Annotated in this window: 13 protein-coding genes and 1 tRNA gene; 9 read left to right on the forward strand and 5 right to left on the reverse strand. The window is 34.8% G+C overall.

All coding sequences use genetic code 11. From position 1 onward, the window contains the following. Positions 1-170 precede the first annotated feature (170 nt). From tpx to GSY47_RS15005, 9 genes are all read left to right on the forward strand, one after another. Positions 171-668, forward strand: coding sequence for a thiol peroxidase (gene tpx / locus GSY47_RS14965; RefSeq protein WP_179006710.1), 498 nt, complete (start codon positions 171-173; stop codon positions 666-668). A 13-nt stretch (positions 669-681) separates the two neighbouring features. After that, complete coding sequence (locus GSY47_RS14970) at positions 682-1,056, forward strand: diacylglycerol kinase (RefSeq protein ID WP_109192327.1); 375 nt, start codon at positions 682-684, stop codon at positions 1,054-1,056. 18 nt (positions 1,057-1,074) lie between these two features. Beyond that, on the forward strand, positions 1,075-3,528 hold the full coding sequence (locus GSY47_RS14975; protein ID WP_179006708.1) for an FtsK/SpoIIIE family DNA translocase: 2,454 nt from the start codon (positions 1,075-1,077) through the stop codon (positions 3,526-3,528). A gap of 7 nt (positions 3,529-3,535) precedes the next feature. Further along, a complete protein-coding gene (locus tag GSY47_RS14980; RefSeq protein WP_246611336.1) occupies positions 3,536-4,228 on the forward strand; it encodes a LolA family protein in 693 nt (230 codons plus the stop codon). An 8-nt stretch (positions 4,229-4,236) separates the two neighbouring features. After that, complete coding sequence (locus GSY47_RS14985; protein WP_179006706.1) at positions 4,237-5,691, forward strand: LptF/LptG family permease; 1,455 nt, start codon at positions 4,237-4,239, stop codon at positions 5,689-5,691. Positions 5,692-5,693: 2 nt separating this feature from the next. Continuing rightward, the gene (gene ribB / locus GSY47_RS14990; RefSeq protein WP_179006704.1) at positions 5,694-6,827 is read left to right on the forward strand and encodes a 3,4-dihydroxy-2-butanone-4-phosphate synthase; all 1,134 of its coding nucleotides are present in this window, start codon (positions 5,694-5,696) and stop codon (positions 6,825-6,827) included. Between the two features lies 1 nt (position 6,828). Further along, a complete protein-coding gene (locus tag GSY47_RS14995) occupies positions 6,829-7,227 on the forward strand; it encodes an acyl-CoA thioesterase (protein WP_012024176.1) in 399 nt (132 codons plus the stop codon). A 152-nt stretch (positions 7,228-7,379) separates the two neighbouring features. Beyond that, positions 7,380-7,464 (forward strand) — tRNA-Ser (locus tag GSY47_RS15000). 282 nt (positions 7,465-7,746) lie between these two features. Continuing rightward, positions 7,747-9,054, forward strand: a complete 1,308-nt coding sequence (locus tag GSY47_RS15005) for a site-specific integrase (RefSeq protein ID WP_219071444.1) — start codon at positions 7,747-7,749, stop codon at positions 9,052-9,054. Between the two features lie 39 nt (positions 9,055-9,093). Here GSY47_RS15005 and GSY47_RS15010 read toward each other — a convergent pair whose 3' ends face one another. From GSY47_RS15010 to traN, 5 genes are all read right to left on the reverse strand, one after another. After that, entirely contained in the window at positions 9,094-9,414 is a 321-nt protein-coding gene (locus GSY47_RS15010; protein WP_246611337.1) for a hypothetical protein, read from the reverse strand. Further along, the gene (locus GSY47_RS15015) at positions 9,407-9,676 is read right to left on the reverse strand and encodes a helix-turn-helix domain-containing protein (protein WP_219071445.1); all 270 of its coding nucleotides are present in this window, start codon (positions 9,674-9,676) and stop codon (positions 9,407-9,409) included. The genes GSY47_RS15010 and GSY47_RS15015 overlap by 8 nt, the downstream gene beginning before the upstream one ends. 41 nt (positions 9,677-9,717) lie before the next feature. Beyond that, complete coding sequence (locus GSY47_RS15020; protein ID WP_219071446.1) at positions 9,718-10,020, reverse strand: hypothetical protein; 303 nt, start codon at positions 10,018-10,020, stop codon at positions 9,718-9,720. A 5-nt stretch (positions 10,021-10,025) separates the two neighbouring features. Continuing rightward, positions 10,026-11,177, reverse strand: a complete 1,152-nt coding sequence (locus tag GSY47_RS15025) for a hypothetical protein (RefSeq protein WP_219071447.1) — start codon at positions 11,175-11,177, stop codon at positions 10,026-10,028. A gap of 14 nt (positions 11,178-11,191) precedes the next feature. Then, positions 11,192-11,928: conjugative transposon protein TraN (gene traN, locus GSY47_RS15030; protein ID WP_219071448.1), on the reverse strand; the 737-nt coding region annotated here is incomplete at its 5' end.

The raw sequence follows: 11,928 nt of genomic DNA on the forward strand, positions 1-11,928 counted from the left end.
CCGTATCAATCCGCGACTTCACGAAGTGAATCTGTGTCATCCGCGTCCAATTTATACACAAACCTAAATAAAAATCTAGCTTCTTAATCTCTCCTTAAACCCATAACAAATACTTTTAGATTCAAATATTAATCCTTACTTTTGAACCTCATTAATTTTAAACAAAAATCATGGCATCTATCACATTAGGAGGAAATCCAGTTCATACATCAGGCGAATTGCCAGCAGTTGGATCACAATTAGCTGACTTCAAATTAGTTCAAAACGATTTATCAGTTGCTTCTTTAAGTACTTTCGCAGGTAAAAAATTAGTTTTAAATATCTTCCCAAGTGTTGATACTGGAACTTGCGCAACATCTGTCAGAACTTTCAACGCAAGTGCAAGCGGATTAGAAAATACTACTGTTTTATGTATTTCAAGAGATTTACCTTTTGCTCAAAAACGTTTTTGTGGTGCTGAAGGTTTAGAAAATGTAGTAAACTTATCAGATTTTCAAACTGGTGCTTTTGGTAAAGCAAACGGTCTAGAAATCATTGACGGGCCTCTTGCAGGTTTACACTCACGAGCAATCATTGTTGTTGATGCTGACGGAAAAGTTGTTCACACGGAGCAAGTTGCCGAAATTGCAAACGAACCAAATTACGAAGCAGCTTTAGCAGCACTATAATATTTTCCCTTAAATGGAGTTTCAAAAAGACAATACTTTTGTTACAGGTCGTTTAAAAAGCATGACTTATGCATTTAAAGGAGCTGTAAAATTGATTAAAACAGAACACAGTATCATGGTGCAATTCTCATTGGGAATTATCATGACCATCGCTGGGTTCTATTTTCACATTTCACAAACCGAATGGCTGTGCCAGACATTTGCCATCGGTTTGGTTTTAAGCATTGAAGGATTAAATACGGCAGTTGAAAAAATTGCCGATTTTATCCATCCTGATTACAGCAAACGAATCGGTTTTATTAAAGATATTGCTGCCGGAGCGGTATTTTTTGCCGCAATGACTGCAATAGCAATAGGCTTGATTATTTATATTCCAAAATTTATTTAGGCAAAGGAAAACGCAAGAATGGCAAAAAATAAAAAAGAAACTGTAGATAAAAAAAACGACAAACAAGAAGGAAATAAAAGATCCTTTAAGATATCCAAACAACAAAAGTTTGTTTTAGGCTGTCTTTTGGTTCTTTTTTCTATAGCATTATTAGTTGCATTTATTTCTTTTTATGTAAATGGACAATGGCAGAACGATCAAAGTGTCGTAAACCAGCTTGGTGACCGTACAGAAGTTGCAGAAAACTGGTTAGGAAAATTCGGAGCTTATTTAGCCGACTTGATTATCTATAGAGGTTTCGGACTTGCTTCTTTCATTTTTGTACGTTTATTTTTCCTAACTGGAATGTTTTTAGCCTTGGATCTTTCGACCCAAAAATTAAAGAATACTTGGTTTTGGGATATTTTTGCCATTATTATTATTTCTATTTTATTTGGTTTTTTTGCCACTTCTGCACCAGAATTAGGCGGTACAATTGGTTACGAATTAAACTTATTTCTGCAGGATTATATTGGAAAAACAGGTACTTTGCTTACACTGCTTTTTGGGCTAATCGTTTATCTGATTTTCAAAATCAAAATATCTCCAGAAAAAATTCAATCGTATTTTGATTCTACTAAAAAAGAATTTAAATCAGAATTAGACACTTTAAAGCCAGCTGTAAACCAACCTGAAAGCGCTTATAATTTAGAAGAATTTGCTATTAAAGAAGAAATTGAAAGTGATCCTGAAATAGATGATATTCACATCAAAACAGTTGACACGCAATTTGAACTTAACAAAGAAGCATTAAAACCAACTATTTCTCATTCTTCGGAAATTGAGCTAAATCCGATTTTAAAGCCAATTACTCCAAAACAAGAACTACCATTAGTTTCTCCTGACGAAGCTTTTGTAATTGAAAAAGCGGAAGAAGAAGATATTATAGAAGAAAACTTAGCTTCACGACTAGTTGCCGATTTTGGATTATTTGATCCGACTTTGGATTTATCCAATTACAAATTCCCAACGATCGATTTATTAAAAGAATATTCGACTGGTGGAATTACGATCAACCAAGAAGAATTAGAAGAAAATAAAAACAAAATTGTAGATACACTTCGTAACTACAAAATTGAAATCGCTCAAATTAAAGCAACCGTTGGACCATCGGTTACTTTGTATGAAATTGTTCCAGAAGCAGGAATTAGAATTTCAAAAATTAAGAGTTTAGAAGATGATATTGCATTGTCATTATCAGCATTAGGAATTCGTATTATTGCGCCAATTCCTGGAAAAGGTACTATCGGTATTGAGGTTCCGAACAAAAACCCAACCATGGTTTCAATGAAAAGCGTTATTGGAGCAGCTAAATTCCAAGAAGCCGAAATGGAACTACCAATTGCTTTAGGAAAAACCATTTCAAACGAAACTTTTGTTGTCGATCTTGCCAAAATGCCCCACTTATTGATGGCAGGAGCAACAGGACAAGGAAAATCTGTTGGATTGAATGCAGTTTTAACTTCATTGTTATACAAAAAACATCCAGCAGAAGTAAAATTCGTTTTAGTCGATCCGAAAAAAGTGGAGCTTACACTTTTTAATAAAATCGAAAGACATTATTTAGCCAAACTTCCCGACACGGAAGATGCTATTATTACTGACAATGCAAAAGTTGTCAATACTTTAAATTCGCTTTGTACTGAAATGGACAATCGTTATTCTTTACTAAAAGATGCGATGGTTCGTAATATTAAGGAATACAACGAAAAATTCAAATCAAGAAAATTAAATCCTGAAGCCGGCCACCGCTTTTTACCATATATTGTTTTAGTTGTCGATGAGTTCGCCGATTTAATTATGACAGCTGGAAAAGAAGTTGAAATTCCGATTGCTCGTTTAGCGCAGTTAGCCCGTGCCATTGGAATTCACTTGATTATTGCAACACAACGACCTTCTGTTAACGTAATTACAGGTTTAATTAAAGCCAATTTCCCTGCCAGAATTGCTTTTAGAGTAACTTCAAAAATTGATTCAAGAACTATTTTGGACACTCAAGGAGCCGATCAGCTTATTGGACGTGGAGATTTATTATATACAAATGGAAACGATGTCGTACGTGTACAGTGCGCCTTTATTGACACACCAGAAGTTGAAAAAATTACAGATTTTATTGGTTCACAAAAGGCATACTCTACAGCTTATTTGCTTCCAGAATTTGTTGGGGAAGAAAGTGGCATTAATCTTGATATAGATATTTCCGAAAGAGATACCTTATTTAGAGAAGCTGCAGAGATTATTGTCAATGCACAGCAAGGTTCTGCTTCATTACTGCAAAGAAAATTAAAACTAGGCTATAACAGAGCTGGCCGTTTAATCGATCAGCTGGAAGCAGCCGGAATTGTTGGCCCTTTCGAAGGCAGTAAAGCAAGAACAGTAAATATTTTAGACTTAAGTGCTCTTGATCAATTTTTTAATAATGAACAAAATTAACCCAATCATGAAAGTAAAAATTCAAGAAATCAACAACAATTCTATCACAAACATGACTAAAAAGTGTTTTCAATTAGCAGTTATTTTGCTTTTGAGCTTCACTTCTATTCAAGCTCAAGATAAAAAAGCCAAAGATTTATTGAACGAAGTAACTTCAAAAATTAAAAGCTATGACAATATTGTTATTGACTTTAAATATTCTTTGAATAACGCTAAAGAAAACATTAATCAAGACAGTAAAGGAAACGTTACAATGAAAGGCAATCAATATGTTTTGAATTTCATGGGCGTGACTAAAATTTTTGACGGTCAAAAAACCTATACTATTGTTCCTGAAGACGAAGAAGTTACTATCTCTAAAGTAAATGAGAAAGACGATAATGCGATTACCCCATCTAAAATGCTTACTTTCTTTAATTCTGGTTACAAATACACGATTGATATCGTACAAAACGTAAAAGGAAGAAAAATTCAATACATCAAATTAGTTCCTACAAGCGGAAAAGACCAGAGAAAAGAAATTCTTTTGGGTATTGATAGTCAGACAAAACACATTTATAATTTGATTGAAACTGGAAAAAACGGAACAAAAACAACTTTAACCGTTAATTCTTTTAAAACCAATCAGCCATTATCAAAAAATCAATTTACATTTGTAGCGAGTAAATACCCGAAATACTACATTAATAAATTAGATTAATCAGAAGGTTGAAAATTCTAGACAAATACTTATTAAAAACATTCTTACTTACATTTACCACGGTATTTGTAATATTATTTTTCATATTCATACTGCAAACAGTATGGCTATTTATATCAGAATTAGCAGGTAAAGATCTCGACTTAATATTAGTCGTGAAATTCCTGCTTTTTTCTATGCCACGCATTATACCGCTGGTACTTCCTTTATCGGTTTTATTAGCTTCCATTATGACTTTCGGAAACTTAGCCGAAAATTACGAGTTTGCAGCCATGAAATCGTCTGGAATCTCACTTCAGAGAGCCATGCGAGTACTCATTATTTTTATTTTCGTTTTAAGCATCGTTGCGTTTTGGTTTGCAAACAATGTTATTCCCTATGCAGAATTCAAGTTTGTAAACTTTCGAAAAAATATCGCCCAAGCCAAACCGGCAATGGCGATTGTTGAAGGACAATTTAATGATGTTGGATTTTACAATATTAAAGTTGTAAAAAAATCTGGAGAAAACGGGAACAAGCTAACAGAAGTAACCATTCACGAAAAGCCTAATAATATGGGCGAAAATAAAACCGTTATTAAATCTAAAACAGGAGAATTGGTGAGCAGTGAAAAATCGAGCATTTTAAAACTCGTTTTAAATGATGGTTATTATTATCAGGATGTTACACCAAAAAAATATGAAGATCGCGCAAAACTGCCTTTTGTAAAAGGAAAATTTAAAAAGCAGATTATCAATATTGACTTATCCGAATTAAACAAGGTAGATGACAGTAAAGAAAGTATTGCTGGTACAAATGCAATGTTGAATGTCAACGAACTGCGTTATACATTAGATTCATTAAACAAAAACATTGATAATGAAATTGTTTCTTTTTCTGAAAACATCAATCAGCGTGTTGGAATTAGAAAATATCCATCTCCTCCAGGGACAAAAACAAAGAAAAAACAACTGCCAAACAACCTGATGTCCATGTATTCCAACAAAGACAAGGTAGATATTTTAAAAATGGCCGGAAGCAATGTTACCAGTAACATTTACTCAATAGAAACTACTCAAAGAGATTTAAAAGACAAACAACGTGAAATCAATAAACATTTAACTGCATTATACGAAAAGTTTGTAATTGCATTTGCTTGTTTTTTAATGTTTTTTATTGGAGCACCACTTGGAGCGATTATTAGAAAAGGCGGACTTGGGCTTCCAATTGTATTTGCCGTTTTAATTTTTATTACTTTCCACTTTATTAATACTTTTGGAAAAAGATTATCTCAAGAAGGCGGTATGTCTCCGTTTTTGGGATCATGGATGTCCTCATTCATACTGTCTCCATTGGCGATTCTTTTAACTTATCGCGCAACAAATGATAACGGATTAATCAATTTTGATGCGATTACAACTCCGATTTCACAACTATTTCAGAAAATTTCCGAGCGGTTTTTACCAGCTCAAAAGCAACAATAATTATGTCAACAACAAAAATACAACTGAATACCATTGAGGAAGCTATAGAAGATATTCGTCAAGGTAAAGTAATCATTGTAGTCGATGATGAAGATCGCGAAAACGAGGGTGACTTTTTAGCAGCTGCTGAAAAAATTACTCCAGAAATGATTAACTTTATGGCTACGCACGGACGCGGTTTAATTTGTACACCACTTACTGAAAGTCGTTGTAAAGAACTAGACCTTCGTGCAATGGTTACCAATAATACAGATCATATGGAAACTGCTTTTACAGTTTCTGTTGATTTAAAAGGAAACGGAGTGACGACTGGAATCTCTGCCGCAGATCGTTCTAAAACAGTTGAAGCTTTAGTCGACCCAAACACAAAACCACACGATTTAGCTCGTCCTGGGCATATTTTCCCTTTAATTGCAAAACAAGGCGGTGTTTTAAGAAGAACAGGCCACACTGAAGCTGCTATCGACTTTGCACGTTTGGCAGGATTTAAACCAGCGGGTGTTATCTGCGAAATTCTTAACGAAGACGGAACAATGTCACGTTTGCCTGAATTGATAAAAGTGGCTAAAAAATTCGATTTGAAATTAGTTTCGATTGAGGATTTAGTTGCCTATAGAATGCAGCACGACAGCTTAATCGTTAAAAAAGAAGATTTTGATATTGAAACTCGCTTTGGAACTTTCAGATTAAGAGCTTACGAACAAACAACAAACAAACAAATTCATATTGCTTTAACAAAAGGAACTTGGAATCTTGGCGAACCAATTTTGACCAGAATCCACTCTTCTCAGGTTAATAATGATTTATTAGGAACTTTAACTAATAATGCTGAGCAGCAGTTAGATGATATGTTTAAAGTAATTAATGAGAATGGAAAAGGCGCTGTTATCTTCATTAATCAGGATATGACAGCTGTAAATCTTTTAAATCGAATTTCAGAGCTTAAAGCACTTCAATCACAAGGAACATTAAAAGCTCCTAAAGTAATTATTGACAGCAAAGATTACGGAATTGGAGCTCAAATCCTTCACGATATTGATATTTCTAAGATTAGATTAGTTTCAAATACAGAACAAACCAAACGTGTTGGTATGATTGGTTATGGACTTGAAATTACAGAATACGTTAATTACTAATATGGGAACAGTAGAAGAAAGAATTTTAAAATCAGAAACACGAATTTTTAAAGCTGTTTTTCCAAGTACAACGAATCATTACGACACTTTATTTGGAGGAACCGCACTTCATTTAATGGATGAAGTAGCTTTTATCTGTGCTACACGTTTCAGCCGAAAAAAAGTAGTTACAATTTCAACAGGGCAAATTGACTTTAAAAAAGCAATCCCAGCTGGAACTTTAATCGAATTGGTCGCAAAAGTTGACAGCGTTGGAAGAACAAGCTGTAAAATTCATGTTGATATTTTTATGGAGCAAATGTATTCTGAGCTTCGCGAAACAGTCGTTTCAGGAACTTTTTCGTTTGTTGCAGTTGATGAAAATAAAAAACCAACACCAATTTTAGACGATTTAGAATAATTCTTCAAAAAAAACTCCTTTTCAGAAATACTGATAATTAGACACTTGAAAATTATTTTAAAAATCTTCAAAAAAAAGTCTAAAAAAAGTTTTGAGAACCGAAAAACCGTCTTATATTTGCACCCGCAATCAGGCACTGATAGCAACATACTGGAGAAATGGCAGAGCGGTCGAATGCGGCAGTCTTGAAAACTGTTGACTGTAACAGGTCCGGGGGTTCGAATCCCTCTTTCTCCGCTGAAAGCTTAAAAAGAGACTTTTCAAAGTTTACAAAAAAGGCTAAAATTCACGGAAAACCCTGCAGATCTTAAGATCAGCAGGGTTTTGTCTTTTAAGTGCATTTTCAATATTTTCAAAACCGCACAGAACTTTAGTGTCAGAATCGTGGCACAGGTTTCCAAAGCGGGCGCTGTGCCACAAAATATCTCGCCAACCCTTATACACAAAGGGGTTAAGCACGTTTACATCTTGTTTAGACCACGTTATAATTCTACATTTACTAATCTAATAAGTTGAATTATGCTAGAGAACAGCTTTGGGCTTCTTTTCTTTTTGAAAGTGCCACGCCATGAGAGTAAAATTAGAAGTGTCTATTTCAGAATTACCATAAACGGTGTTCCGAAAGAAGCATCCACCAGAAGACAGTGGGACATCGACCGCTGGAGCCAGCAGGACGAAAGAGCAGTCGGCACAAAAGAGGATGCTAAATCCCTGAATTTTTTCCTGGATTCCCTTACAAAGAAAATCCATGACATCAAGACCGAAATCCTTCTTAGCGGCAAACCTATAAGCTCCATTAAAATTATGGATCAGCTGCTTGGAAGAACTGTTCCAAAAACTAAAGTACTGGAAGAATTTAACAAGCACAACGATGAGTTAAAAGCACTGATAGGCAAAGGGTATACAGAGGCCACTTATGAGAGGTTCTCAATCACTAAAAATCATCTCAGCGCTTTTATAAAACTTAAATACAATACCGATGATTTTGAATTCGGCGACTTAGACCTGCAGTTTGTAAATGATTTTGAGTTTTATCTTCGCTCTGTGAGAAACTGTGCAAACAACACTACTCTTAAATACATTGCAAACTTTAAAAAGATCGTGCTCCGAGCTCTTGATCAGGAAATTATTTTGAAAGATCCTTTTAAAAATTTCAAACGAAGAAAAACTAAAATTGTAAAGAAACCCATTTCCGCAAACGAACTTGCAAGACTGGAGAGGCATCAATTTACAACGGAGAGGCTGAGTATTGTACGCGATATATTTGTATTCCAATGTTATACCGGACTGGCATACATAGACGCTTACCAGCTTACAAGTGCCGATATAAAGGATGGCGTTGACGGCAAACTATGGATTATATCAGAAAGGCAGAAAACGAATTCTACGGCAAAAATTCCGTTGCTTCCCAATGCACTTAAAATTCTCGAAAAATACCGAAATCATCCAGTGAATGTCAAACGAGGTACCCTGCTGCCGGTTTCCTCCAATCAGAAAATGAACGAATATCTCAAAGAGATTGCCACATTATGCGGTTTTCCTTTTACTCTCAACACCCATATGGCTCGACGCACATTTGGAAGCACGGTAACTTTAAACAATAATGTACCTATTAACGTGGTAAAAGAACTGCTTGGACACTCCTCCGTAAAGCAGACAGAGGCGTATGCCATAACAGAGCAGGCAACAATAGGAAGAGAAATGTCTGTGTTAAATCAAATACTCAATCCACAGACTACTGAGATTTCTTTGAAAGATCTAACCACGCTTGAAAAACTTGAAAAAGAAATCCAATTAATTAAAAAAAAATATAACATAAGTTCATGATATATTTTAACCTTTTAGTAAAATTAAAAAGAGGTTATCTCACATTTGCTGAGATAACCCCTTTTTGCTTAATCGCACCACGCTTCTAATACCTGGATGATAGGAAGGAATATATTTTACATAACCGAAACATTGGAGCTGTTTAAAATATTTATGATAAGTTGGTATTGTATTTATATGTGACAATGCCATTATTTTTCTTCTGCTAACTTTAATCCTTCTTTTAGCTCCTTGCCTATATCCTAAACTTAAAACAGCCGTCAAAATGGCCAGATGCCAAATATTAAGTCTGGAATCTTCCATATAAACAAACAAATATTTCATCATCCAACTTTCTGCAGACTTATTAATTTCATTCATCTTTAAAAAGCTTTTCAATATCTTCTCTGCTGTAATAATAAGAGCCAAGGACTTTTTTGAAACGCACTTTCTGGCTTGTTCTAAGATTTTGCACCGAGCCGGCAGAAATATCTAGTAGTTTTCTAACAGACTTGCTTCTAAGCCAATCAGGTTCCATGTTTTCTGTGTGACCAGAATCCTTTTCTTTAAATACAGCCTGTATTTTATCTAATAAAAGAAGACCAAACTGTCGCAGATCTTCCTTGGTTACCATGTCATTCATATTATAATTTAATAAATTATTAATTGCTGAACCTTTAACTATTAATTATCTGCGTCAACTGAAAACAGAAAATGCACCTCACTCCCACGATTTTTTTTAAAAGACGGTTTGTATTTTATATATCCATATTGATGAAGTTCCTGAACACATTTATGATATGTATTTGCTGATGAAACTTTTGCTATAACAATAATCTCAGAGCTGAACACAAAAATTGGATTAATAAAGCCCTTAACTGATCTAAACTGCAATAAAGCTGCATAAATGGCAATATGCATTGGACTAATCCTGTAGTCTTTCTCTATTGCGGTGAAAAAATCCGATAAAGGCTTTATCTTTTCCATAATTATTAAAGTGTGGGAGTTTTTCTTTTCTTTACTTTATTGTCTTTACTCCCTGAGTCACCCTGCTCAGAATCTAGATTTTTTTTTTGATCTTTTGAAACTGATTCTTTTTGAGTTTCGGCCTTTTTTTCTTCTTTGCTCTCGCGATGGTTAATTCGCTGGAGATTTGCGTCATAAACATTTACAGTCTTGAACTGGGGATTAGCCTCAACATACATTTTACTTTCAGCACCACCAACAGCAAAAGTCACTGACTGAAGATTTCCCTTCTTAAGCGAATTCAAAAGATCTTCTTTATATTGCGGTGTATTGAGTTCCTTGATAGAATGTTTGGAAAGGCTGGCTTCCAGATTATATCCATAATTTTGATGGTACTGGTTCAATTTAAAGTTTCCGTTCTCTGATTCTTTAAAGTTCATTTTCAACCAGCAATTATAGCTCTCTCCTTCCTTTGTCTTAAGATCTTTATTGACAGACCTGCCCTCCATCAGATTATAGGCTTCTTTCATTGTTACGCTGGCGCTGTCTTTGTTAATATAAAAGGTCTGTTCCAGTCCCGGTTTGCTTTCCTCTTTCTGCAAATTCACGTGATAGGAATTAAAAAAATACATATCTGTCTGCTCTGACTTTTTGAAATTTAATTCTACGGTCAAGGTATCTTTATTTGGCAGGCCATTGTTCATAATACCGGTGTGCATAATTTTAAAATCCTTGTCACCTTTCATCATGTTCTCTTTCAGTTCAGCATCGAACGTTTCTCCAAATCCAGTATATTTTAACTGGTCTTTCAGGTATTCTAAATTTTTCTGATTCATTATGTTTGTATTTAAATTGTTTTCTAATAATTCCTTTCTGTGCCTGAATCGTTTCGCAAATCCAGTCAGATCAAAAGCTTCATTTTCGGATATGTTAATTCCGCTCTCCATAACTGCTTTCAAGTCATCAATCACCGATTCAACTGCCACGCTCTGAAAATAATTAGCATCATTAGTCATTACCAGACAATACTCCTGCGCATCCAACGTCTTTCTAAAAAATTCTATGGTATAGGTGTCAGTTACCTCATCTGTATTAAATGCAGCAAATCGATGCCCGTTAAAAGCCATTTCTTCAACAAATGACAGCAACACTTCCGTATCAGCTAAGTTGATTATCATGATGCATTTTAAGCTTAAAAAGCATCAAGGTTGAATTCCGTAATCGGAAATACCTTATCAGCCAGATTATTATTATCAATATCAACTTCCAATTGCCTGCCTCCATTTTTCTCAATCATCTCAAGGGTGAGATATTTACTTTCAGGAATTGTAAATTTCTCCAGCGCATAGACCTTCATTATTGCAGATTGATAAGGAATTACTGAAGAGGATGAAGTTGTATGCAAGGGCTGCAATTCTATTTCCTGCGACGCTGTACGTTTTGATTTTTTCCTGTCCCTTATAAAAAACCGAAACTGATCAATATCGTAGTTAATCTTTGATTTGTTTTGAAAGACAACACGTATAAATAAAACGTCCTGCTGTATAAAGATGCCGTTTACATTCAGGCTGATTTGATACTTTGATTTTGTCAAACCGCTTGTCTTTTTCATTTTGGATAAAACAAGCGAAGCAGTCTGCTTGATTCTTTTCTGATTTTCGTTTTCTAAAGAAAACAGAACTTCCCTGGATGCGGCCACTACATTCTCCGCTTTAATATTTAAGTCGGGGCAGTCTTCATCGTAATTCATTACAAACACGTATAATTTACCGTCTGACGTTACTACCGTTAAATTGGTCTGGAAAAAATATTGCTTAGCTGCTTTTATCAGCAGTATATTCTCCACTCCTTTCGCCTTCTGAACCATCACATCTGCACTCCCTTTATCAATGCTCTTAATTGCATAAGGAAAAACAATGCTTGTGGTTT

This window comes from Flavobacterium quisquiliarum (assembly GCF_019308285.1).
Classification (GTDB): domain Bacteria; phylum Bacteroidota; class Bacteroidia; order Flavobacteriales; family Flavobacteriaceae; genus Flavobacterium; species Flavobacterium quisquiliarum.